Source organism: Bradyrhizobium sp. 159 (assembly GCF_023073795.1).
GTDB lineage: Bacteria > Pseudomonadota > Alphaproteobacteria > Rhizobiales > Xanthobacteraceae > Bradyrhizobium.
In genome coordinates, this window is the sequence record NZ_JADPKE010000039.1 from 13232 (window position 1) to 35998 (window position 22767).

Below are 22767 nucleotides of genomic sequence, written 5' to 3' on the forward strand. Positions count from 1 at the left end.
CCATGACAGTCGTGAACGGCCAGATCATCAGGCAAGGCTCCTCGTACCGGCAGGGCCTGGTACTCGGCTTGACGATGGCGGAAATCATGCTCCTCCTGGTGTTCTGCCTACTCATCGCCATGGCGACCTTCATCCTGAAGGAGCAGGAGAAGCGCGCTGCGGCCGACAAGCGCGTCGAGCAGCTGCTCGCTGATAATCAACGCAGTCAAAACCTTGCGCAAACGCTAGGCAAGAACGAGGCCCTCGTCGAAAAGCTCAAGACTATCGCGGGCAGCAGCGATCCTCAGGCAATTGATCAATACTGGCGGGAACTGGTGGAAGGCCGCGCAACCGCCGATGAGCTCCAAAAGTCCGGCATGACGCTGAGGGAGCTTCGTGACCGGATTGCACAAGTCAAGACGTTGGATGCCAATGGCATCGACGTCGAAAAGGCAGTCAAGGACGCAAACGCCGTGGCGGCGATCAACCGTGAGCTGGCAAAACCCGGCGAGCCACCTGTATCGACGAAGTCCATCATCGATGCGCTTAAGCGTACCGCACCCGCTGAAGGCGCGCCCGGCCATTTGTGGCCGCCCATCATCAGCCTCAGCGAGGCTGAGGGCAATTTCTTCAAGAGCGGGAGCGCCGAGCTTTCCGCACCTTTCCGTGACAGCCTCCTGACCAAAATCCCGGCCAAAGTCCTGGAGTACATCAAACAGTATGATGTGGATGTCGTCGAGGTAGTTGGTCACACCGACGAGCAGCCCCTCGGCGTGCACCAATCCAACCTGGACCGAGATCTGCTCCCGGTCCTGAAAGGCAAGACGGAGGTCAGCAAGCTCGTTCCGGCTGACAACGCCGGCTTGGGTCTGGCTCGTGCGGTGTCAGTCGTGAGCGTTCTCAAGCAGAACAGTCAGCTTGCGAACTACAAGATCATTCCACTTTCTGGCGCGCAGCTCGTGAATACCGATGAGACGCTCGCGATAGAGGGAATATCAGCGAATATCCCCGAACGGCGCCGAATCGAGATCCGGCTGCGTAAGTCGAGCGCCCGTGAGGTCACCGCGAGCATTGCGCAGTCCACTCCGACCCGCGCATCGGACGTTACTCCACGAGCGGCGGTCGCTCCAGGGAAGCCGCGCCCGCCGGCACCTGCGCCCATCTCCCTGTTACCACGGCAACCGTCCTCACCACCCAAATCGGCAGCGCCGTCGGTGATCCGACCAACGCTCGGTACGCCCGCGATCGCGCATTGATCAATACCATCCATGAAGTGGTGTAGCAGGATCGATGACTGCATAGCTCGCCCGCGACGCCGCACAGTTTGGCGAGATCGTCCGCCTCTCTAAGGTTTAGCTTGGGGCCGCGAGATGCCACAAGATGCAGATGGGCGGTTCGCTCGCGTCTAAGAGAAAATTCCGCCTGATTACTGGTGCGCCGTTATGGAACGCTTGCCAACGGTAACTAACCGGCCGCGGAAACCGTGGTCGATGACACGACCGTCTGGCGAACATCTGACGTCATTCGGATATGAGATGTTATGGAGGAGGTCGGCCACTGACCGCGCTCAGCCCATATTTCGGCCGAGCTGCGCTGCCGTTAGATCGTGCGCATCTTGGTTCCCTCTAATTTCCTCGCTGATTTCAACTGTGTGCGGCCTCTATGCCGCATTCGGTTTTGAGGTTCACCATCTTCTTGCAAATCCTGCAGAACGGTCTGCTTGGGTTCTCGCAGGCGCGGCTTGGGCGGGCTTATCGGCAATCGCCCAGGTGGCAGAGAAAATTCCTATCGTTGTGACCTGGCACTGCGCGTGTATCAGTTGTACTTCCCGAAAGGAGCGTCTCTCGCAGCGGCTGCGTCATCAATAATCATGACAGCGGACGCAAAGGCGTATGCAAGAACTTCAAATCGCCGATCTGCGGCGCGAGGCGGTTCATCACGGCAAACGGGCCCTCCATCACCGCTGGCTCCGAAACCAGACTGTCATCTATGTCTCTAAGGCAACGGGGGAAGCAGTGGAGTTCTCGGCCCTTGACCTGAGACTCTGGGTTGCACCGTACATATAATGTCTTGTGCTGATACTGATTCGCCACGCCTCTATCCCGGGCCGCCATTTCGGCTGTCCGGAACAGAGGAGTGACTATGAGTAAGAGCACTAAGATCGGTCGAAACGCCGGGAGCGGTCGTTTCACCACGGTCAAAACGGCACAGTCAAAACCTGCGACGCATGTCGTCGAGACCATCAAGAAGGGAAAGTAATTTCCTGACTTGACCTAAGACGGGCGGCAGTTCGGATCGTGACATCTGTTCTGCCGCCTTCTTTTTGATAGGCCAATTCCGAGGCTTTGTGAATCCCTTCAATCGACTTCATAATCTTTTTTGTTCATCGGTGTTGCGGTGTGCGCTTCGCCGATGTTGATCGTTCCAGTACGCGTAGGGCCGCCTCCACGATAGCCGCGGATCGTCTTCTTACGGAAAGACTTTCTGCTCCAGGATCTAGCCGGATTATCCTTTAGTCGTCAAAGAATTCGTCAGGCTGCCGCCCTAGCAATCCCTCGAACTTGCTTCGCCCCGGAGCTGCGGGCGCCACGGAAACGCGCGACCGAGAAACTGGCGATAAGCCGAACTCGGTCAGATACTTATGCATCAATTCCAATTGCTTGTTGGCGATAGTAAGCCAAGGGTTCTGCTGAACGATCCCCGATGGAAGCTTCAACAGCATCGGTGTCTCGTGGAGCTTTCGCTCGGCCTCAACCCAGCGGCCATAGGCTTGGCAGTACGCTGCGAGTGCACCACGGTCGAGATCGGTAAGCATCCGTAGAACGATCAGTTGGGCGGCCAGCCGCTTCCACTCTGCCTTAGCGGCCGGACAAAGATGCGCGGGGCATGTAGGAGCCCTTAATTCAGGGCCCGGTTCTCTTAGATTTATAGGCCGCTTGCCGGGGTTCCCGTTGAGGAGCTTGAGATGAGTTGGAGTAGGCTTTCGGCCACGCATAATCAGCGTTCAGCCGACTTTGAATGCCCGGGGAATGCCTCGCGGGTGGCCTCGTTGAGAGCAAACTCTCCGGTGAAGGCCTGCCACCGCTGAACAGCGACATCGACGTAGGCAGGCGACAGCTCAACTGCGTAGCAGGCCCTTCCGGTCATTTCAGCTGCAATTAAGGTAGTGCCGGATCCACTGAAGGGCTCGTAGACTGCTTGGCCAGGCGAAGAGTTGTTTTCTATCGGTCGCTTCATGCATTCGACGGGCTTTTGCGTGCCGTGTCCCGTTTCTGACTTCTGATGCGAGATGCTCCAAACCGTGGTCTGCTTCCGGTCGCCGGCCCAGTGCCCCGTCTTGCCTTTCTTAACCGCATACCACGCTGGTTCATGCTGCCAGTGGTAATCTCCGCGACCGATTACCAGCCGGGTTTTGTCCCAAATGATCTGGGACCGGATGGCGAAGCCGGAAGCTTCAAGACTCTCCGCGACTGCGGCTGCGTGCAAGGCTCCGTGCCAAACATAGGCAACCTCTCCTGGGAACAGGTCCCAGGCCTCGCGCCAATCGGCCCGGTCATCATTGAGAACGGTGCCAGTTGCTCTTGCAGCGACACTGCTGCCATCGCTGCGAACCACCTCGTTGCGCCATTCCGGCCGGTAGCTGACACCATAGGGTGGATCAGTGATCATCAAGTGAGGCCGCACGTCGCCAAGAAGCTTGGCGACTGTCTCTCTCTTTGTACAATCTCCGCAGATCAGACGATGCCGGCCCAGCAACCAAACATCGCCCATCTTTGTAATGGGCACCTGGGGCGGCTCCGGCGCTTCATCAGGATCCGTCAGCCCAGGGTTTTGCTTGGCCGCCAAAGCTATCAATTCGCTGTCTGAAAACCCTACAAGCGAAAGGTCAGCGCCTAACGCTGAGAGCTCGCCCACCTCGAGAGCAAGCATGGCTTCGTCCCACCCCGCGTTGAGAGCGATCTTGTTGTCAGCTAGAACATAGGCCCGTTTGGCAGCTTCCGAGAGTCCGGCCAACTCGATAACAGGTACTTCCACTAGGCCCAGCTTGCGGGAAGCCAAGAGCCTCCCATGGCCTGCGATCACTCCGTTATTGCCATCCACGAGGATTGGGTTGGTCCAACCGAACTCACGGATGGAGGCAGCGATCTGAGCTACTTGAGCTCCGGAATGAGTGCGGGCGTTTCGAGCATAGGGAATGAGGCTTTCCAGGCTCCGATACTCGACCCTCAGCGGCTTTGCCGGGCTTGCGCAACCGTTCGCTGACTTGCGATCACCCTGCGAGTTAGCAGACTGTTGCGAGACCATCCTTCCTCCTTCAGATCGCGATTTGAGCTGACATCATTGAACATTCACTCCAGGTAGCGAGGGGATACCCCCTCCCCAATTTCGCGGTTTTGCGTGTGAAAGGCCGGCACCGGTCTACGATCGAAAGCCTGTAGAGTTTCTGACCGCCCCCCGCCCTGCATCCAGGAGCGTTGGCTCAAAAATTATTTCACAAATCCTGGATTGCACAATGACACTTGGCTGCGCAACACTGCGCATGTACGCGCTCCCCCAACCTAATATCGTTGATGAGCCGCTACTATCGTGCGTCCGCTTGCTTTTCGCTTGCACGGAATGAGCAACGCCACCGTGAACCAAGCCGTGATGAATGCGTGCGTTACGGATGAAGGCAGCCCGCAAAGGGCTGATTACCGAACACCTCACAGCACACCGGCCCGACAAGCACGCGCAGGATCAAGCGCCGGGGAGTATTCAGTTAGAGTTCGCCGTTGGCGGCCAGATAGATACGGTTGCCGAGCGCTCCAAGCCAACCGACGAAAATGGACGACTATGTGTTTGTCAGTCGGGGCGCATTTCGCGCCCTGCGGTCAGCTTCGATGGCATCACGGATCGCTGAAGCACTCCGCCCGCTTGCCTCTACGCACTCATCATTGCCAAGCCGAAGCTCTTCCTCGATGCGCTCGGCCGCGAGCGCTTCCGCCGCCATGACGAACGAAAGCTCTGCAACCGACAAATTGTCCCGCACGTTTTCCTTCGGGGCGAGGCCGCGAGCTTCGCGGAGCTGGTAGGACTTACCGCCCAAGAGCTTCAGATAGACCGCTTCCGTGCACTCCATATAGCCGGGCCCGGTGACGTAATGAGCCTTGAGCGTGTCCGTGTACGTCACCCGCTGAGCTCGCGACAGCGCTCGAGCACCTGCCCAGCGATTCTCTTCAGCCGTTGCCCTCTCGAGGATTTCGTCGGCTAACGTGGCATCGCCAGACCAATAACGGAGCCAAACCTCGCGGACCTCCAATTCCAGCTTAGGGCTGAGGTATCCGGCATAAGCTGCCGCCAAAATAGGATGGGCAAAAGTGCCAGTACTGCCCCTGCCTCTACGAGCGTAAATGCTTGGAGGAACAGGTTTATTTTCTTTCAAAGAAGTAATTTTGATCTTTTTCTCAAGCTCGATGATGAGAGCTTGGGCCATGCGGCCAACGCGCCACTTGGCCGGAGCTTTGCTGTCCGCTGCCCGAGCGGCGCGCCAAAGGTCATCCAGAGAAAGGTACCCGTTAACGTCCTCAGAAATCCGGCTTCCCCGGACCACGACCGAACGAGAATGGTTCACAACGAATCTCCAGTTGCACTCGCGCTTATTAATGCAACTTACCCGATTCCTGCGGAAGCCCGGAATCAAAACCCACCAATCCACCTATTTGGGTCCGCAATGGGTACAATCTCGGCCCCTAGTGCGGACCGTGAACGGCCGGCGAATCGGTTGTCAAAAAGCGCCGATACACCATCAGTCTGGCACTGTTTTACTCGGGACGACGTCGGTAGCCCGCTCAACTTCGGCACAAAGCAACTGTTGTAGTTCAGCTAACCTCGACCGAACTGCATACTCCGACCGACGCGCAATCGTGCGTAAGATTGCCGGTGCCGCAGGCCAATTGTAATTATGCTCGTCGCCGCATTCCCCGCGATACCACAGCCTAGCGGCCTCCTCTGTCGCCCAACAAGGCACGTCATCTAAGGCTGCCATATACGCTGCGCCCTTAGCTTCGCCGGCCAGATCCCCTCCTTCTCTCCCAGCCAATGCCATCAGCAACTTGGAGACACAAACAAGAGTGCGTTGGCTCCAGCAGCCATCCCGCTCGGGTGTTTGTGCTAAGAGGGTCTCCACCGCCGTCTGAAATTGTTCAATGGCGGCTCGCTGGGCGGGGGTGGGCATTAGAGGCGCAGGCAGCACCAGCGTCATCCGATAACGGCCGGATCGGTCCGGCTGCTCCGCCTTTTTCAAGTTGGCCAAACGCACCTTTGCCCAATGAGGCAACGAAACTGGCTTCCCGGGCCGTTGCGTGTCCGGAAGTTCTATCTGTTCTACCGTTGCGATTTCGTTGGCCATTGTCATGTCCGCTATTGAGAGCCCGTGTGATCCATGCGATCGGACCATGGACGCGGTGATCACGGGCTCGCTGAATAGCGCTCAGTACCCGTCGCGCGTCGTCTGATGTCTGCTTCAGCCACATACCGATCATCTGGCGTGAACGACCTTCGTTCTCGCCGAGGCTGACCAGGATGGGAACGCCTTCCGCCCAGAGATGGTGCTTAGCGTCGGTGTAGACGGAAGCTCCAACGTCAGAAGCTTTGGCTTCTGAACCTTCAATGTCTTTAATGTCTTCTTCTTTGCGTCGATCGTGCGTCACTCCCGCGTTGATCCCTGAGTCTCCGAGCACGTTGGCCGGCAAGCTGACCCGCTGATATTGGTCGTACTTTCGGATGGTTATGACTGTAATGCCCGCGTCAGTTTGTGTGTCGATCTCCGCGTCGTTGTTCGGATCGGTTTTCAGCAGGTAGAGGAACCGCCGTACTCGAGGTTCTTTCCAGCGCCATTGCTCCGCCATGTATCGGGTCGAGGCAGTGAGCTGTCCCCGCCTCAGCTCAATCACACGTCCCGAGATGCGATGTTTGATCGGCCGCCAGGCCGCCCTCGACAGCAGCCATAGCCAAGCTTCCAATCGACTCAACGGCTCATCATGCGAGAACTTCGGATGGTCAAACACGCCGCGGTCGACGGCGAAGACGCCCCGCTCACTCACGGCTGCACCTCTTCAGCCCTAACCGGCTGCTGCGTGCTCTCCATCAGCCGTTCCGCCTCAAAGGCTTCTACATCCGCCTCGCGGTAGGCGACCCTCCCTTTCAGTTTGATGTAACGAGGCCCATCACCCGTCCAACGCCAACGCTCTAAGGTGCGCGGGCTTATGCTCCAACGGCGTGCTAGTTCTAGCTGGTTCAAGTGTCTGGTCATGACGGCTCCATTCGCGAACGTGCGAAACTGAGCGTCACTTTGAGCAAGATTCGAAGGATTGACTAAACTGGCAAAAATGGCGGCCAATTTATTTTGGCCAGTTTTTAAATAGCTACGAATTTCAGATACTTGGCTGCAAGTACGATCCCCTCTCGACATTCAAGGAATTTTGCTCTGTTCTTATGCGTAAGGCTGAGAACGGCTGAGAGATGAAACGCAAAGTGCCGAGCGGAATAAGTGGTCGCAGCGACGACCCTGCTGATGATGTGGATGAATTCTTCGGTGATGACACCGATCCCGAGCCGTTCTGGCGTCGGGTAGACCCAAAGGATGGTCTCCCGCTGTGGGAAGCGATGCTGTACTAAGGAGACCAGTTCGCAGCAGAAACTGCTTGGCGCCGCAGGCTAGAGGGCTTCGATGAGCCCCCCTTCTATCCCTTCCATGAGATGTCCCGCGAAGAACAGCGCGAATACAACGCGGGCTCAATGCAGTTTGAGCGTGCCCGGCGCCAGCTCGAATCCGAGATCTTCGTCAAGCTAATCAAAGGCGAGCTCGTTGCAACCGGCTATGCAGCCGATACCCCTCTCGATTCGCCACGCACCAAGATCCTTCCAGACCGCTGGCGCCTCTTGGAGCCGGATTTTCGCGAGTCCACCGCGAAAGGGCGCGGGCTCGAGATTTCGGGCATTCTTGTATTCAGGAACGCTCGGGATGTTTCCCGAACAGTCGGCGCGAAGAGACATTCTCAGGCGGAGTTGCGCAGATGGTATTTGGGTTGGATCTCATCCAATCAGGAGAGCGGGAACGCGCCCAGCCGAGATGAAGACCTCGAGGCAGCGCGCGAGCGGTTCGGTGAGGTGGTTTCGAGGTCAACGATGCGATCGTTGCGGAAAGAGCTCGCGCCCGGCGAGTGGAAACTACACGGAAGAAGACGGGAGCGTTGAGCCGTTTGCGCATTCGTTCGAACGTATTGTTTTGTAGCCGCGCGCGTTCGTGCACGAGTGTTTTGGTCTGTTTTTCTCGCTACTCCGAAGCCATCATTCGGAAATGGCGATTCTCGATGACACAGAGTTAAACGGCAAGGGGCAATTGGCCGAAATCGGCCAAATACTCGCCATTGGCCTCATGCGTCTTCACGCCCGGAAGTCCAGCGGATTGTCTTCTGAAAACGGAGAATCTTCGCTTCACTACGATGCTTACCAGAGCGGTCATGCGATACCCTTTTCTCCCGAGGTGAACGCACATGACTGACCCCATTTTAGCCCAACTGGCCGCTCTCAGGGGCGCCTCTGCTCCCGTTTTGAAGGCTCGCTGGCGCGAACTATTTGATACCGAGCCACCCGCCTATAATCGGCGCTTCCTGGAAAGCCGGCTGGCCTATCGTATCCAGGAATTGGCCTATGGCGGCCTGAGCCGGGACACCACCGAGCGACTCAAGGCCATGGCCAAACAGTACGCCGGCCAGAAGCCCGCGGACCGCAAAATTCGGCCTCCTTTGCGACCTGTCACCGGGACGAAGCTGATCCGCGAATGGAAGGGCGTCGAGCACTGCGTCACTGTTCGCCACGACGATTTCGAGTATCTCGGCAGCCCCTACAAATCGCTCTCCTCAGTCGCTCGCCAGATCACCGGCACGAAATGGAATGGCTGGATCTTCTTTGGCCTAAAGAACCCGGCGAGCAAATGACACCCAGAAGGTCGGCAAAGTCTCGGACCAGCCTGTTCGCTAACTCCTTAGAGCGGGCAAGCCCAGACCGCTCCCCGATCCGCAAAGTCCGCTGTGCGGTCTATACTCGAAAGTCGAGCGAGGAAGGCCTCGATATGGACTTCAACTCGCTCGATGCCCAAAGAGAATCGTGTGAGGCTTACATCGCGAGCCAGCGGGCTGAGGGTTGGACGGCGGTGTCCGATCGCTACGATGATGGTGGCTTCTCGGGTGGCTCCCTCGAACGACCAGCACTGAAACGGCTTCTTGCTACGGTTCAGGCCGGCAAGATCGATGTCATCGTCGTCTACAAGATCGATCGGCTTTCGCGGTCGATGCTCGACTTCCTCAACCTTGTTGAACTATTCGAGCGCCACGGGGTGACATTCGTATCCGTCACCCAGTCCTTTAACACCAAGGACGCCATGGGCCGCATGGCGCTGAACATCCTGGTGACCTTTGCCCAGTTCGAGCGCGAGCTGATCGGGGAGCGCATTCGCGACAAGGTCGCGGCCTCCCGCAAGCGTGGCAAATGGATGGGCGGCTGGACGCCGCTCGGCTACGAAGTCCGCGATCGCAAACTGCTGGTTCACGCGATCGATGCGGAACGGGTCAGAGCGATCTTCCGGCGCTTCGTGCAACTCAAGTCCGCGACTCTGCTCGCTCGCGAGCTGGTCGCAGCCAATGAGCGCACCAGGTATGGGCACCTCCTGGACAAGGGGGTGCTGTACAAGATCCTGCACAACCGGGTCTATCTTGGCGAGGCGGTCCACAAGGGCACCTCATATCCAGGCGAGCACGAAGCGATCATCGATCGTAAGCTCTGGGATCAGGTCCACACGATCCTCAAGGAAAGCCCACGCAAGCGGGGGAACAGCAGCCGAGCACAAACCCCCGCCCTGCTGAAGGGCCTGTTGTTTGGGCCCGACGGCGCGGCGATGTCGCCAACCCACACCCGCAAGTCCGGCCGACTCTATCGCTACTACATCAGCCAGACCGCCATGAAGCAGGGTAGGTCAGACTGCCCCGTTAAGCTGGTGCCTGCGGCCGAGATAGAGCGGATCATCATCGATCAGGTCCGTCTGCTCCTGCAGACCCCTGAAGTGATTGTTCAGACCTGGCGCGCTCTACGCAAACTATCGGCTGAGATCAACGAGGCCGAAGTCCGAAGCGCGCTCCTCGGCTTCGGCGAACTTTGGGATGAGCTGTTTCCGGCCGAACAGGCGCGCATCGTCCAACTGCTCGTCGAACGCATCGACATGCATGCCGAACGAGTGGACATCACCTTGAAGGTCCAGGGACTGACCTCGCTCTCCGCAGAGCTGCAGCCCCAACCCTACCAGCAGGCCGCCGAATGAACCGACCCACGACCCTCACCCTCGGACCCACTGGCCGACCAAAAGTCAGTCGGGACGGCCGGACAATGGTCGTGAGTATTCCGATCTCATTCAGCCGGCAAGGTGGCCGCAAACGTGTGGTGACCCCCGCAAATGCAGAAGCTTGGTCACCACCAAAGCCTCAGGTCGACAACACGTTGATCAAAGCGGTGGTGCGAGCCCATTGCTGGCGCAATTTGCTCGAATCAAACCTGTTTTGTTCGGTGCGAGAACTCGCCAAGGCAGAGAAGATCAACGAATCCTATCTGTGCCGTGTGCTTCGGCTAACGCTGCTCTCGCCAGCCATCACGGAAGCGGTTCTAAACGGCCAGCAGCCTGAAGGGCTTGAGTTGGCGAAGCTCTTGAAATCCGTCCCGGCTGAGTGGAACCAACAGCAGGCGCTGTTCAGTTCATCCGCCCGGAAAGCCGGAAGCCCTTAAGTCCTTTCCAAGCTGGAAACGTTGGCGGGCGCCGATTCGCCATCGCTATGCTCAATAGCGCGCGAGCACGGCGCTACTAGTGCTCGCGGGTGCCGGGCATTGCGAATGGCGAGCGTTCTAGATGCCGCAGGCTTGCATATAAAGTTGTTGATGTTCGAGGCTCGATATGGTGCGCGTCAATCTTGGCGAAACGACGCTCAAATGGGAGCACAAATTGCTGAATGGCGTATTGTAGAATGAACTCAAAATGAAACGTAGGAACGCGTGGGGAGTCAGTGGTGCAGAAACGGGTATCCGACAATTCTTGTACTGGCCGATAGTCAAATGGCACATCGGATGACTGACCTCAACAAAGTTCTCTCTGTCGAAGTCAAATCGCATCGGTGTTGTTACAACGTTTAGGGCCGTGATGTCGGCATAGAGTTCATCAGTGTCATAAATATCGGCATTGTTTTGATATTCCAGAAGATCCGGAGAAGGAAAAAAAGCAAGCCGATGCTTTGTAAGATCGCCGCCGCGAAATGTGTAAAGGATCTGAACTAAGCCACCGTCGATGAACCGCATGCTGTAGGCACGCTCATCAGCAATGACCTTGTAGGCTTCAGCATAGGGAATGTTCTTTAACGTGATGGCTAATCGATCTGTCTTCGGCATTCCAATGGTCAAGGTGCCGTCGGTTTGAAGAACCTGCGCAGGAAAGTTCTGGTCCGTGCATATTCCAATCGCAATGAGCTCTGCTGTCAGCTTTTGCGTTTCTCGGAAGAGAAGATCAGGAGTCGCCATTGCGCATCTTCTCATCCAGGAGCGCTCGGAGCCTCTTCAGCTCAGCCTTCGGCAGGTCATCTACCATTAATCGGCCGGACTCGAGCTCCGCCGCGAGCTCTCGAACACTATGCGCTGCGCCCTTGATTGATCGCTTCTCCGCAGCGGTCAAATCCCTATTGACGACTTTCAGAAAGCGGCGGGTCGCTTCATCGGGATAGATGAAATCGAGCCGGTAATCGTGGTCGCGTATCCGAGCAAACTCTTCTTTCAACTTAACCATGTTTGGTCCGAAGCCCAGCACCTTTACCCATGCCTTGCTCCGCGTGATGGCCGTAAAAATCTGGTTCCGGATTTTCTGAAGATTTCCAAACGAATAATAGCAGTCTTGTGCGTTCATGATGTAGACCATGCCCGCCTCGTTACCTTTCGCTCTAAAGATGCCTGTAAATGCAACGGAGTCATCTTCGCTGGTGAAGAATACATCAGAATCAGTGTCAACTCCCGCGACGTGTGATTGGATGCCTTTTTCAAAAAGCAACTGCCGCGGAATTCCGACCTGCTTTACGGTAGTGAGAGGGTCGGGGTTGATCACGATGATATCGCCGTGACTCAGCTCATCATGCTTGATGTTCCTTTCGATCGCATCGGCGATCCATTGCGCTTGTTCCGCTCCGTCGTTGAACACTTGAAACTCGATCAGCTGATCAACGCTGCTTGGAATCTCTAGAAACTCAGGACTTGATTGAGGAGTGCGCGAAAGTGAGACTTTCGCTCCGTCCTTTAGCTCCCCTCCAACAACGCTGTAGCCTACGTCTTCCCACAATTCGGCTCGATCGAACATTTGGATCAGGCCAGTGCCCGATTTCGGGTCAGGTTTCCGATAGATGCCAAAGCCAAGCGCGTGTGCGGTCGCAAGAACAGGACGCGAGTTCCGGTAGCACTTTTCCAAGATGATATCTTGACTTGGTTGTCCAGGCTGCGGTGCTGCAAAGGTCACGAGCGGGCGACCCTCGGCATCTGTTCCAAAAAGCTCTTCAGGAGGTGGCAGGGTGGACTCTGTTAGAGATTGAAGTTCGTCATAGGCGTAAACGAGCCTCTTGGGAGTACCTAGCGCTGCGTAGCAAAGGCGAAGAAACTCCGGGCGGAAATCCTGAGCCTCGTCGACGAGGACAACGTCAAATAACGTCTGAGGCGAATTCACGGAGCTAAGGGCGTGCTGACACGCGCCGGAGAACTCTTGAGACTGCACGAATCTCCGGCGGGCTGATGCAAAGTCAAAGAACTCAACACCATTCGATCGGCAAAACTGATAATATACCCCGGTTCTATCATCGCTGCCAGGTGCGCCCCAAGCATTGAGGATCTGTAGCTTCGTCCAATCCGGAACATCCCGGGTTTGCTCAAAGACAAAGTCGGTGATGTATTTTCGAAACTGGCCCTTCAGTGAGCGAGTGTTAAAAGTTACTGCGATGCGCCAATCCGGATGCTGAGCGTGAAGATAAGCCGCCTTGAGGGCGAGAATTATGGTCTTCCCAGAGCCGGCTAGTCCACGGATTCTCTGCACGCCATCTACTGTTTCGATCACGGCTCGACTTTGACGCGAATCGAGATTCGCGATCGAATCTTCAAGGGCCTTCAGCACGGCACCCCGAGAGTTCTTGTTGTGGATCGTCCTGCGACGTCGACCTTGCCGAATGCTTGAGATTGACTGAACAACTGAGTGCGCGGCCGCGAAGAGATCCGGACGATCCCAAACAGTTGCGTTAAGGACGGCGAGCAGATTGTCATCGTTAGCAAGGGGGTAGAACGCTTCCTCATTGCCTTCGAGCCGCACCATAGGGGCGTAGGTCACGACAACGGGTGAAGCCAATAAAGTGCGACCTTGCATCAGCGTCCGATGCGAGCGGAGGCGTGTCTCTAGATTGTTAGCGAACTCGTCCTGGATCTCTCGATAACCGCCGATATCGCGACCTTCAACCAAGTGGAATATGATCAACCCATGTCCTGGACTGACCCAGAGAGCATCGATCGAACTGGCACCATCGGACCCCGACAACACCGGGTAGCCGATGTAGAGCATTCCTTCCTCGGGAAAGTGCTGTTCAATGGCCTCAGCTAGTCGGAGGCTAGTCACCGGCTTTTTAGTTGATCCCCAAACTACAGTCGTCATGGTGAATGACCTCGACCCTCAACTCTCGCTTATCACTGGCAATAGCATGTTGCCACTCATCGTGTAGAGGACACCCAAGGAGCATCGCGATCAAAAGGGCTTTCACCTAGGTCCTCAGGTCTTCTCCCGCTCCGATACAGAGAATCTAGAAAGCGCCTTACCGGGCTCTACAGCAACGGAAGTTATAGAGGGAAGCTCCCGTTGTAGAGCACCTCTAGGCGTTGCTTCGGAATCCTAAGAGCCGCCATGGGACTCGGTCTCTTCTAGGCCTTTCTATGAGGCCATTAGGCAGCTTCTCAGGAGTGATCTCGAGATAGCCAGCTCACATCCAGTAAAAGAGCCCTCTGCCGCTTCAATCGAAACTCTCATCCTTGGGATGGCCGAGTCTCCCAGGGCACGGGAAACCCCTGCCAAGCAGCTGGGCGAATCCCTTTTGGTTGGGCGAGACGGATTCAAACCGCCTCGCAGTTAAGCCGTTGATTTTCTGAGAAATGCCGTACTAGATCGATTTTGCGGGTTCAAAGATTCGGAGAAAATTCGGTTCTCCGGCTTCATTCAGACCCTTCTTGGATAACCGCTGGGAGTTCTCCGCCCACGGAAGAGCAGTAAAATAGCCGAGTTTCTGGCCAGTCTGCAGGGTCCAAGCACGAGATCGTTTTTGCCGGCTGGCGGAGAGAGTGGGATTCGAACCCACGGTACGGTTTCCCGCACACACGCTTTCCAAGCGTGCGCCTTAAGCCACTCGGCCATCTCTCCGGAGCGCCCTCTCTTGAAGGGGCGCCGACGATTTTGCAAGGGATCGCGGTAAAATCGGGTGAAATTTTCCGCAACATATTGGATTTACGAGAGAATATCTCGCGCCGGCCAACGTCCTGACGCGCCGGTCGGCTGAACCATCGGTGGGTTTGGGGCGACGATTCACGTGAGGACGCCAGACATGCCAGGGACGCCATGACCATCTGCAAGACCATCACCGCGCTGAGCTTGATTTCGGGCTTGGGTATCGCCCTCGCCGCGCCGGCCCTGGCGCAGGTCTGCACGCGGCAGGGCGTCGATGTGAGCTGCGACGACGGGCGGCGCGGAATGCTGTCGGGCGATGCCATCATCTGGCCGGACGGCACGCGCTCGAGCGCCTCGCCGCATCCGAGCGTGATCATCGGCAAAAAAAGCTCAGTGCATGTCGGGCCAGGCGTGTTCGTCGGTCAGGGTAAGGGTATGGCGCCGATGGATGATCCGAACGCGCCGAACAAGCGGCAGTGCGCGATTCTGGATGGCGTGTCGTATTGTTATTGACGCCGCGGGCCGCCCTCGCAGTGCACCGTCATGCCCCAGGCTTGTCCCGGGCATTCACGTTCAAGCCGAGGCGTCAGACGTGGATGGCCGGGACAGGCCCGGCCTGACGAGACCTTAGATCAACCTCACGCCTGAGATCGCCGACTTCAGCCAACGTAGCGCCTGCGGCGGTTGCGCGGCAAGCGGCGCGACAGCGGCCTTCTCCGTCCGGCACTTCTCGAGCTCAGCCACGAAATCGGCGGACCATTGCTGGATGGTGTGGCCGCGCAGCTTCTTCATCATCGCGTCCCAGCGCATCTTGCGCTCGGTGAGCGGCATTGAGGCCGCGACGGCGATCGCGCGCGCCATGCCGTCGATGTCGTGCGGATTGACCAGCAAGGCGGTGTCGAGCTCGTTGGCCGCGCCCGCGAACTTCGACAGCACCAGCACGCCGGGATCGGCCGGGTTTTGCGCGGCGACATATTCCTTGGCGACGAGGTTCATGCCGTCATGCAGCGGCGTTACCACGCCAATCTGCGCGGTGCGGTAGAGGCCTGCGAGCACGGCCTGGCTGAAGCCCTTGTTGAGGTAGCGGATCGGCGTCCAGTCCACTTCGCCGTGGCGACCATTGACGTCGGTGACGAGACGAGCGACCTCGTTCTGGAGGTTGCCATAGGCCTCGATGCCACCCCGCGAGGGATTCGCGATCTGGAGCAGCGAAATGCTGCGCGCAAACTGCGGCTGCTCGGTCCAGAGCCGGTCGAACGCGCTGATGCGGTTGACGAGGCCTTTCGAATAATCAAGGCGATCGACGCCGATCGCGAGGCGCTCGCCGTTGAGGCTGCGCCGCAACCGAGACACGTCGGGATGCGACACCGATTTCGCGGCATAAGCTGCGAACTTTTCCGCATCGATGCCGATCGGAAACACTTCACAGCGGGTGCGGCCATGCTGAGAGATCGCAACACCGTTCTCAACGGCGAGGCCGAGCTCACCGCCGACATAACCGAGGAAGTTCTGGCAATCCTCATTGGTCTGGAAGCCGAGCAGATCGTAGGCCAGCATCGCCGTGATCAGCTCGCGATGATTGGGCACGCCCTGCATCACCGCGGCGACCGGCCACGGCGTATGAAGGAAGAAACCGATCGGATCATCGACGCCGAGATCGCGCAATTCCGCACCGAGCGCAAGGAAGTGATAATCCTGCACCCAGAACGCAGTTTTTGCTTTTCGGAAGCGCATCAAGGCGCGCGCCATGAAGGCGTTGACCTCGCGATAGCTGACATAATCCTCGCGCGAGACGCGGATCAGATCGCTGCGCGAATGCAGTGCCGGCCATAACGCCGAATTGGCAAAGCCTTCGTAATAGCCGCCGTAATGCGCCGCCGGCAGATCCAACGTCGCAATCGCGCCCGACCCCAGCGCTTCGATCTCGGCGAACGGTTCCTTCTGATGGCCATCGCGCACGCGGCCTGAAGAACCCACCCAAATAGCTCCCGAATGTTCCACGACCGGCAGCAAGGCCGCCGCGAGGCCACCCGTCATGGGCTCATTGGGTTTGCCGCGCGCGACGCGATTTGAAACGACGACTAAGTTCACAGGCCGTCCCCTCCTGTTTCATTCCACCCGTTTAACTGCCGTTCATCAATATGGTTCCTGATCATCGTTTCAACGAATTGAAACCAAAATCAGGCGTGCGCGTTGGAACTGGTTTCGCTCGCGGAACCAAGGATTTCAGCGCAAAGAGAGCTCGTGCGCCCGGAATTGCGCAGGATGCATTGCGATGCGCCACGAAAGGGTGTCGCGCATTGTGTTTGCGAAGTGGCGCTGCCTTTGTTTCACCTCGGATCGAGCAGGTGCGCAAGGAACGCGCGCACATCGCTTGGCGCATCGAAGTGACCGTTCACGCCCATGGCGCGGCGGCCGACCGAGAAGGCGAGCCCGTTCATATCAGGCATGATCGCGAACACGGTCTCATCTGTGACGTCGTCACCGATGAACAGTGGACGACGCCCCCTGAAGGGCTCGTGCTTCATCAACTCGCGCACGCCGCTCGCCTTGGTGAAGCCTGAATGCTTGATCTCGCAGACGAACTTGCCAGGCAGCACCTCGATCGGCGCACTGGGCAGGTCCGCGCGGATCAGCGACACGGATTCGTAGATCGCCTTCTCCGCATGTGGCGCCAGGCGGTAATGTAGCGCAAGCGAGTAGCCCTTGTCCTCGAGCAGAATGCCCGGGCTGAGCTTGGCAATCGCAGCCAGCCGCCGCTTCAGCTCCTTGTCCAGCGGCGGCGCATGCACGGCATCAGCTTCATTGTCCGCGGACAGCCGCATCTCTGCGCCGTGACCGGCGACGGCGCAAAACACGTCGGGGGCGAAAATCAGATCGATATCGTTGAGTGAGCGGCCGCTGACCAGCGCCAGCGCGCCTGACGTACATTCCACCAATCGGTTGAGCGTGTCCGAAAGCCCCGGCGGCACCCACACCTCGCGCGGCGTCGGCATCAGGTCGAGCAGCGTGCCGTCGATGTCGAGCAGGATCGCGGTCTCGTTCAGATGCGGCACGAGCGCGTGCGGCACCGGCACCGTTTCCGGCGTCTCGTCGTCACCAGGGATGGTGAGCTTCTCGTCCAATTCCATTTCCGCCAGTTCCGATTTCATAGTCTACTCCATAAAGGCAAGCGGCCGTGCGATTTGTTCGAGCGATTTGCGCTCCGCCGAGACGGCATAGCGCCACGCCACGATTGCAGCCGTGATCATCAGGGCTGCCCCCAGCAGATAACCGGCGAATACGCTGGTGCGCGATCCCGTGTCGATCAGAACGCCGAACAGCGCCGGCCCGATCACGCCGCCGATGCCCGTGCCGACTGCATAGAATACCGCGATCGCCAGCGCGCGAACCTCTAAGGGAAAGTTCTCGCTGACGGTGAGATAGGCCGCGCTCGCGGCGGGCGAGGCGAAGAAGAAGATCACCATCCAGGCGATGGTCTGCCCCTGCGCGCTGAGCGCGCCGATCGAGAATAGATAGCCTGACAGCGCCAGCAGCAGGCCTGACATGCCATAGGTGAACATGATCATGGTGCGGCGGCCGAGCGTATCGAAGAGACGGCCGAGCAGCAGCGGGCCGAGGAAGTTGCCGGCGGCGAAGGGTAGCAGGTACCAGCCGACGTGATCGGCGCTGATGCCGTAGAAATCGGTCAACACCAGCGCGAAGGTGAAGAAGATGGCGTTATAGAAAAATGCCTGCGCGCTCATCAGCATGAGGCCGACCAGCGCGCGCTGTCGATAAACCGAGAACAGCGTGTGGATGACCTCGGCGATCGGCGTGTGATCGCGCATCCTCAGGCGGATCTTCGTAAAGCGACCGTCGCTCGTATCCTGGCCGTGTCCAATGACCGAACGCTCGATCTCATCGGCGATCGCATGAGCCTCGTCGGGCCGACCATGGATCATCAACCAGCGCGGACTCTCCGGAATCCACATCCGCATCAACAGCACGACGAGGCCGAGCGTCGCGCCGATCAGATAGGCGAGGCGCCAGCCCATGTCGGGCCCCATCGCGGCAGGATCGAGCAGAACGATGGCTGCCACCGCGCCCATCGCAGCGCCGATCCAGAAGCTGCCGTTGATCACGAGATCGGTCCAGCCGCGATACCGCGCCGGCACCAGCTCCTGGATGGTTGAGTTGATCGCGGTGTATTCGCCGCCGATACCGGCACCGGTGAGGAAACGGAACACCGCGTAGCTCGCCACATCCCATGACAGAGCCGTCGCAGCCGTCGCCGAGAGGTAGAGCGCAAGCGTGATGAAGAACAATTTCTTGCGGCCGATGCGATCGGTAAGCCAGCCGAAGCCGAGCGCACCCAGCACCGCGCCGGCGAGATAGGCGGAATTGGCAATGCCGAGATCGAGATTGGAAAAATGCAGCGAGGGACTCTGCTTCAGCGCGCCCGAGAGCGCGCCGGCCAGGGTCACCTCGAGCCCGTCGAGGATCCAGGTGATGCCGAGCGCGAGCACGACGCGCGTGTGAAAGCCGCTCCACGGCAGCGCGTCGAGCCGCGAGGGGATGCTGGTCTCGACGATGCGATCCGTCGCCACCGCCGAGATCGCAGGTCCATAATTCAGCGCTGGGCTTTCCTGCAATTCCATCGCGTTGTTGCGTCTGATCAATGGAAGCGGCCCCGGTTCACATGGCGTGGACGGGGTCGATCCGATCATGGGGGTGCGGCATTCCGCCTGCCTGCGACAACGTCTGCCACGAGGTCGAGTTCCCTTGGGAACAGCCTCCAAGAACATCCGTTTCCGATGGAGCTGCAAGGAGTTGACGCATGGCTCAGGTCAGAAAGACGACACATTCGCGGAAGACAGGCGCGAGCAGCACCGCGCGCCGCAAGGCCAGCACGACACGCAAGAGGTCAAGCCGCCGCGCAGCACCGAAGCGATGGTCGCAACGTGTGACGAAGGAGAGCAACGCGCTCGATCTCAAGCACGGTGTGTTCAAGCTCAAGGACCCCAGGAAAATCGCGGGCTCCCTGAAGCGCTCGGCCGAGCACAGCTCGCGCCGCAAGACCGGCGCCTATCGCTCTGCGCTGTCGATGCTGACGTTCTACATCAACCGCGCCGGCAAGACGCTACCGAAGACGCAGCGCACGCGACTGGAGCGCGCAAAGGTGGAGCTGAAGCGGGCTTTCGGGAAGGAGTGAGTTTCAGAGCTCCGCAGTCGTCCTGGACAAGCGAAGCGCTGATCCAGGACCCATCATCACAAGACGTGGTTTGGCGAAGACTCGGAGTTACCCGCTTCGCGCAGCAACGGTTTCCGGGGGGAATGGGTCCTGGCCTTGGCCAGCACGACGACGGAGGAAGTGGCGCGGTCCGAGCGTCACGCCGCGCGGATATTGGCCATGAAGCGGTCGAGTTCGGCGCGCAGGCGGGTGCTTTCGCTCGACAGCGTCTTGGCCGAGTTCAGCACCTCTTCCGAGGCCGAGCCGGTCTCGGCGGCGCCGCGGTTGACCTCGCCGATATCGGTGGCTGCGGTCTGGGTGCCCTGCGCGACGGTCTGGACGCTGCGGGCGATCTCCTGCGTCGCCGCGCCCTGCTGCTCGACGGCGCTCGCGATCGAGGTCGAGATCGACGAGATCTGGCCGATGGTCGCGCCGATCTGCTTGATCGCGGCAACCGATTCGGCCGTGGCGCCCTGCATGCCGGTGATATGCGAGGAGATTTCATCGGTCGCCTTCGCCGTCTGGCTCGCCAGCGACTTCACTTCGCTCGCAACCACGGCAAAGCCGCGGCCGGCCTCCCCGGCGCGCGCCGCCTCGATGGTGGCGTTGAGCGCCAGAAGATTGGTCTGCTCGGCAATCGCCGTGATCAGCTTGACGACCTCGCCGATCTGCTGGGCGGCATGCGACAGCTTGCCGATGCGGCCGTCGGTCTCCTTGGCCTGCACCACGGCGGCCTCGGCGATCCGGCTGGAATCGCGGACCTGGCGGCCGATCTCCTCGACCGAGGCCGAGAGCTCTTCGGTCGCGGTCGCAACCGACTGCATGTTGGAGGACGCCTGCTCGGAGACGCCGGCGACCTGGCTCGACAGGCTCTGCGTGGTCTCGGCGGTGCGGGTCAGCGTGGAGGCTGCCGATTCCAGCTGCACGGCGGAAGCCGAGACGTTGGAGACGATGGCGCCGACCGCGTTCTCGAAATCGTCGGCGAAGCGAATCAGCTCGGCGCGCCGGCTTGCAGCCTGCTCCCGGTTCTGGGCTTCGCTGGCGGCGGCATCGCGCTCGGCCTTGGCCACCGCCTGAACCTTGAACTCCTCGACCGCTCCGGCCATCTCGCCGATCTCGTCCTTGCGGCCAAGACCCGGCAGCACCACGTCGAAATTGCCCGAGGCCAGCTCCCGCATCGCCTTGCACATCGCAATCATCGGACGCGAGATGCCGGTACCGAGCAGGAAGGCGAGGACCGCCCCCAGCAGCGTGCCGCCGACGGCGAGCATCAGCACCAGTTGCTCGGTCTGCCCGATGGTTGCTTCCGATTCCGCCTCCAGCCGCTGCTGTTCGGCAATGAGGTCCGCCTTCATGGCGGTGGCGCCCTGAAGGATGGCGCCGGCCGAGCCGCTCATTTCGGTCACGAGCTCATCGACCAGCTTGGCGTTGGCGATCAGCTTCTCCAGCGCTTCCCGATAAGCCCCCAGCAGCGCCTTGGCGTCCTTCAGCCCGGCGACGATCTTGTCGTCCATGGAATAGATCGCACCGAGCGAGTTCTCGACGAATTTCAGCCGCGCCAGCGCGCTTGCCGCGACCGCCTGGTCGGAATTGAGGATGAAATTGCTCGCGGCGGAGCTTGCGGTCTGGAACTGGGCATTGACCTGCTTGGTGCCGAACTCGATCGCCTGCGCCTCCGCGTCGGAGGCGTTGTTGCCGATGTCATCGAGCTTGTATTTCAGGAGATTGGCGTTGCGCTGGAGCTGGTTCTGGACCAGCAGCACGCTGTCACGCTTGGCCTGCAGGATCTTGGCAAACGTCGCGGAGAAGTTGGAAAACTCCTTGGCGAGCTTGTTGAGGCCCTCTTGCCGCGCCGGCTTCTTGGCGTTCTTGATGGCCAGGTCGATCGCGCTCTTGAGGCTGGCTTCTGCCTCCAGCGCCGCCTTGGCGTCGTCCTCCTTGCCGGTAACGACAAAGTAGCGGGCAGCCGAACGATAGGCGAGCAGCTCGCGGTCGATGTTGCGGGCAAGGTCGGCCTCGGAAACGCTGGTGCGGTAGGACCCGACCCCGGAGGAAACCCGCTCAAAGCCGAAATATGAGAAGGCCATGCTGCCGGCGGAGATCACCAGCACTGCGGCAAAGCCCAGGATGATCTTGGTACGGAACCTGAGAGCCGGAATTAGTGTTCGCTTCGACGGCGACCCGATACGCCCGGACATTCCCACCCCCATTTTCATTCAGCCGCGACCGGGAGGCGCCCCGCCCCAGACCTGGATGCGCAAAACTAAGGCACAATCGATAAGGGGCGGTAAACTCAGTGCATCTCCTGATTCCGAAGTCATCGGGCCAAGGCTGACCGGCTACAAAAAGGCGACGGCTGGCATCCCATGGTTAGACAGGCCGCGCCGTCCGGGTCCAGCGGCTCGGTGGCAACTCATTGCACGCCCTTCTGGATCAATGACTTTTCCATGACGCCGGCGACCAAAATCCCAGTTGCAAAGTTCCGGGTCGCCGGTCTCTAATTGGAAACAATCAAAATCAATCCCGGGAGGACTTCACCGTGTCTACTGTCAAACTGACGGTCAACGGCAAGGCCGTTGCCGTTGACGTCGAGGACCGCACGCTGCTGGTCCAGCTGCTGCGCGACCACCTCAACCTCACCGGCACCCATGTCGGCTGCGACACCAGCCAGTGCGGCGCCTGCGTCGTCCACATGGACGGCCGTGCGGTGAAATCCTGCACCATGCTGGCGGGACAGGCAGACGGCGCGAGCGTCACCACGATCGAAGGCATCGCAAAGGGCGACGAACTACATCCGATGCAGGCCGCTTTCCGCGACAATCACGGCCTGCAATGCGGCTATTGCACGCCAGGCATGATCATGTCGGCGATCGACATCGTGCAGCGCCACGGGGGCCAGCTCGACGAGGCCACCGTGCGTCAGGAGCTCGAGGGCAATATCTGCCGCTGCACCGGCTACCACAACATCGTCAAGGCCGTGCTGGATGCGGCCGGTCGCATGAAGGTTGCGCAGGCGGCCGAGTAAAGGCCGCAGCGAGCAAGAAAATCA

The 22767-nt window shown here is 59.2% G+C and carries 21 protein-coding genes and 1 tRNA gene; 10 read left to right on the forward strand and 12 right to left on the reverse strand.

Features of this window, described 5'->3' with window-relative positions; all coding sequences use genetic code 11:
• The first annotated feature begins 2 nt into the window (after positions 1-2).
• Positions 3-1235 carry a hypothetical protein gene (locus IVA96_RS08125; RefSeq protein WP_247416746.1) on the forward strand — a complete coding sequence of 411 codons (1233 nt, stop codon included), beginning with the start codon at positions 3-5 and terminating at the stop codon, positions 1233-1235.
• Positions 1236-2491: 1256 nt separating this feature from the next.
• Here IVA96_RS08125 and IVA96_RS08130 read toward each other — a convergent pair.
• The 5 genes from IVA96_RS08130 to IVA96_RS35760 form a co-directional block, all read right to left on the reverse strand.
• Entirely contained in the window at positions 2492-2974 is a 483-nt protein-coding gene (locus IVA96_RS08130) for a phage terminase small subunit P27 family (RefSeq protein ID WP_247416748.1), read from the reverse strand.
• A gap of 2 nt (positions 2975-2976) precedes the next feature.
• The gene (locus tag IVA96_RS08135) at positions 2977-4284 is read right to left on the reverse strand and encodes a site-specific DNA-methyltransferase (protein ID WP_247416751.1); all 1308 of its coding nucleotides are present in this window, start codon (positions 4282-4284) and stop codon (positions 2977-2979) included.
• Between the two features lie 526 nt (positions 4285-4810).
• Positions 4811-5674 (reverse strand): KilA-N domain-containing protein, encoded by an 864-nt coding sequence (locus tag IVA96_RS08140; protein WP_346347894.1) that lies wholly within the window; start codon positions 5672-5674, stop codon positions 4811-4813.
• Positions 5675-6161: 487 nt separating this feature from the next.
• Positions 6162-7061: a hypothetical protein gene (locus IVA96_RS08145; protein ID WP_247416753.1), complete on the reverse strand. Its 900-nt coding sequence runs from the start codon at positions 7059-7061 to the stop codon at positions 6162-6164.
• Positions 7058-7429 (reverse strand): helix-turn-helix domain-containing protein, encoded by a 372-nt coding sequence (locus IVA96_RS35760; RefSeq protein ID WP_346347895.1) that lies wholly within the window; start codon positions 7427-7429, stop codon positions 7058-7060. Before IVA96_RS35760 ends, IVA96_RS08145 begins: the two co-directional genes overlap by 4 nt.
• Before the next feature lie 50 nt (positions 7430-7479).
• On the opposite strand from IVA96_RS35760, the gene IVA96_RS08150 reads away from it, so the two are divergent.
• From IVA96_RS08150 to IVA96_RS08175, 6 genes are all read left to right on the forward strand, one after another.
• Entirely contained in the window at positions 7480-7635 is a 156-nt protein-coding gene (locus IVA96_RS08150; protein WP_247416754.1) for a hypothetical protein, read from the forward strand.
• Positions 7636-7755: 120 nt separating this feature from the next.
• On the forward strand, positions 7756-8214 hold the full coding sequence (locus IVA96_RS08155; protein ID WP_247416756.1) for a hypothetical protein: 459 nt from the start codon (positions 7756-7758) through the stop codon (positions 8212-8214).
• Between the two features lie 103 nt (positions 8215-8317).
• Positions 8318-8521 carry a hypothetical protein gene (locus IVA96_RS08160; protein ID WP_247416757.1) on the forward strand — a complete coding sequence of 68 codons (204 nt, stop codon included), beginning with the start codon at positions 8318-8320 and terminating at the stop codon, positions 8519-8521.
• Positions 8514-8957, forward strand: a complete 444-nt coding sequence (locus IVA96_RS08165; RefSeq protein WP_247416759.1) for a DUF2924 domain-containing protein — start codon at positions 8514-8516, stop codon at positions 8955-8957. The genes IVA96_RS08160 and IVA96_RS08165 overlap by 8 nt, the downstream gene beginning before the upstream one ends.
• On the forward strand, positions 8954-10333 hold the full coding sequence (locus IVA96_RS08170; RefSeq protein WP_256465473.1) for a recombinase family protein: 1380 nt from the start codon (positions 8954-8956) through the stop codon (positions 10331-10333). The genes IVA96_RS08165 and IVA96_RS08170 overlap by 4 nt, the downstream gene beginning before the upstream one ends.
• A gap of 65 nt (positions 10334-10398) precedes the next feature.
• Positions 10399-10791, forward strand: a complete 393-nt coding sequence (locus tag IVA96_RS08175) for a hypothetical protein (protein ID WP_247416763.1) — start codon at positions 10399-10401, stop codon at positions 10789-10791.
• A gap of 117 nt (positions 10792-10908) precedes the next feature.
• Here IVA96_RS08175 and IVA96_RS08180 read toward each other — a convergent pair whose 3' ends face one another.
• The 3 genes from IVA96_RS08180 to IVA96_RS08190 all read right to left on the reverse strand — a co-directional run bounded on the left by IVA96_RS08180 (position 10909) and on the right by IVA96_RS08190 (position 14482).
• Complete coding sequence (locus IVA96_RS08180) at positions 10909-11574, reverse strand: DUF2290 domain-containing protein (protein WP_247416765.1); 666 nt, start codon at positions 11572-11574, stop codon at positions 10909-10911.
• Positions 11561-13726, reverse strand: coding sequence for an ATP-binding domain-containing protein (locus IVA96_RS08185; RefSeq protein WP_247416768.1), 2166 nt, complete (start codon positions 13724-13726; stop codon positions 11561-11563). The genes IVA96_RS08180 and IVA96_RS08185 overlap by 14 nt, the downstream gene beginning before the upstream one ends.
• A gap of 666 nt (positions 13727-14392) precedes the next feature.
• Positions 14393-14482, reverse strand: a tRNA-Ser gene (locus IVA96_RS08190).
• A 195-nt stretch (positions 14483-14677) separates the two neighbouring features.
• Here IVA96_RS08190 and IVA96_RS08195 point away from each other — a divergent pair.
• Complete coding sequence (locus tag IVA96_RS08195) at positions 14678-15019, forward strand: hypothetical protein (protein ID WP_247416771.1); 342 nt, start codon at positions 14678-14680, stop codon at positions 15017-15019.
• A gap of 114 nt (positions 15020-15133) precedes the next feature.
• Here IVA96_RS08195 and IVA96_RS08200 read toward each other — a convergent pair whose 3' ends face one another.
• The 3 genes from IVA96_RS08200 to IVA96_RS08210 form a co-directional block, all read right to left on the reverse strand.
• On the reverse strand, positions 15134-16597 hold the full coding sequence (locus tag IVA96_RS08200) for a trehalose-6-phosphate synthase (RefSeq protein ID WP_247276734.1): 1464 nt from the start codon (positions 16595-16597) through the stop codon (positions 15134-15136).
• 239 nt (positions 16598-16836) lie between these two features.
• Positions 16837-17658 (reverse strand): trehalose-phosphatase, encoded by an 822-nt coding sequence (gene otsB / locus IVA96_RS08205; RefSeq protein WP_247276735.1) that lies wholly within the window; start codon positions 17656-17658, stop codon positions 16837-16839.
• Between the two features lie 3 nt (positions 17659-17661).
• Positions 17662-19146 (reverse strand): MFS transporter, encoded by a 1485-nt coding sequence (locus IVA96_RS08210; RefSeq protein WP_247276747.1) that lies wholly within the window; start codon positions 19144-19146, stop codon positions 17662-17664.
• Between the two features lie 179 nt (positions 19147-19325).
• Here IVA96_RS08210 and IVA96_RS08215 point away from each other — a divergent pair, with 179 nt between their 5' ends.
• A complete protein-coding gene (locus IVA96_RS08215) occupies positions 19326-19700 on the forward strand; it encodes a DUF3175 domain-containing protein (RefSeq protein WP_247276736.1) in 375 nt (124 codons plus the stop codon).
• A gap of 176 nt (positions 19701-19876) precedes the next feature.
• On the opposite strand, the gene IVA96_RS08220 is transcribed toward IVA96_RS08215, so the two are convergent.
• Entirely contained in the window at positions 19877-21916 is a 2040-nt protein-coding gene (locus IVA96_RS08220; RefSeq protein WP_247416775.1) for a HAMP domain-containing methyl-accepting chemotaxis protein, read from the reverse strand.
• A 341-nt stretch (positions 21917-22257) separates the two neighbouring features.
• On the opposite strand from IVA96_RS08220, the gene IVA96_RS08225 reads away from it, so the two are divergent.
• Positions 22258-22743, forward strand: coding sequence for a (2Fe-2S)-binding protein (locus tag IVA96_RS08225; protein ID WP_247276739.1), 486 nt, complete (start codon positions 22258-22260; stop codon positions 22741-22743).
• Positions 22744-22767: the final 24 nt, after the last annotated feature.

What these genes read in the sequence shown, in the direction of transcription:
- IVA96_RS08125 (WP_247416746.1), top strand. Translation starts at nt 3, where the DNA reads ATGACAGTCGTGAACGGCCAGATCATCAGGCAAGGCTCCTCGTACCGG.
- IVA96_RS08130 (WP_247416748.1), bottom strand. Translation starts at nt 2,974, where the DNA reads ATGCGTGGCCGAAAGCCTACTCCAACTCATCTCAAGCTCCTCAACGGG.
- IVA96_RS08135 (WP_247416751.1), bottom strand. Translation starts at nt 4,284, where the DNA reads ATGGTCTCGCAACAGTCTGCTAACTCGCAGGGTGATCGCAAGTCAGCG.
- IVA96_RS35760 (WP_346347895.1), bottom strand. Translation starts at nt 7,429, where the DNA reads ATGTCGAGAGGGGATCGTACTTGCAGCCAAGTATCTGAAATTCGTAGC.
- IVA96_RS08150 (WP_247416754.1), top strand. Translation starts at nt 7,480, where the DNA reads ATGAAACGCAAAGTGCCGAGCGGAATAAGTGGTCGCAGCGACGACCCT.
- IVA96_RS08155 (WP_247416756.1), top strand. Translation starts at nt 7,756, where the DNA reads ATGCAGTTTGAGCGTGCCCGGCGCCAGCTCGAATCCGAGATCTTCGTC.
- IVA96_RS08160 (WP_247416757.1), top strand. Translation starts at nt 8,318, where the DNA reads ATGGCGATTCTCGATGACACAGAGTTAAACGGCAAGGGGCAATTGGCC.
- IVA96_RS08165 (WP_247416759.1), top strand. Translation starts at nt 8,514, where the DNA reads ATGACTGACCCCATTTTAGCCCAACTGGCCGCTCTCAGGGGCGCCTCT.
- IVA96_RS08170 (WP_256465473.1), top strand. Translation starts at nt 8,954, where the DNA reads ATGACACCCAGAAGGTCGGCAAAGTCTCGGACCAGCCTGTTCGCTAAC.
- IVA96_RS08175 (WP_247416763.1), top strand. Translation starts at nt 10,399, where the DNA reads ATGGTCGTGAGTATTCCGATCTCATTCAGCCGGCAAGGTGGCCGCAAA.
- IVA96_RS08180 (WP_247416765.1), bottom strand. Translation starts at nt 11,574, where the DNA reads ATGGCGACTCCTGATCTTCTCTTCCGAGAAACGCAAAAGCTGACAGCA.
- IVA96_RS08185 (WP_247416768.1), bottom strand. Translation starts at nt 13,726, where the DNA reads ATGACGACTGTAGTTTGGGGATCAACTAAAAAGCCGGTGACTAGCCTC.
- IVA96_RS08195 (WP_247416771.1), top strand. Translation starts at nt 14,678, where the DNA reads ATGACCATCTGCAAGACCATCACCGCGCTGAGCTTGATTTCGGGCTTG.
- otsB (WP_247276735.1), bottom strand. Translation starts at nt 17,658, where the DNA reads ATGAAATCGGAACTGGCGGAAATGGAATTGGACGAGAAGCTCACCATC.
- IVA96_RS08210 (WP_247276747.1), bottom strand. Translation starts at nt 19,146, where the DNA reads ATGGAATTGCAGGAAAGCCCAGCGCTGAATTATGGACCTGCGATCTCG.
- IVA96_RS08215 (WP_247276736.1), top strand. Translation starts at nt 19,326, where the DNA reads ATGGCTCAGGTCAGAAAGACGACACATTCGCGGAAGACAGGCGCGAGC.
- IVA96_RS08220 (WP_247416775.1), bottom strand. Translation starts at nt 21,916, where the DNA reads ATGTCCGGGCGTATCGGGTCGCCGTCGAAGCGAACACTAATTCCGGCT.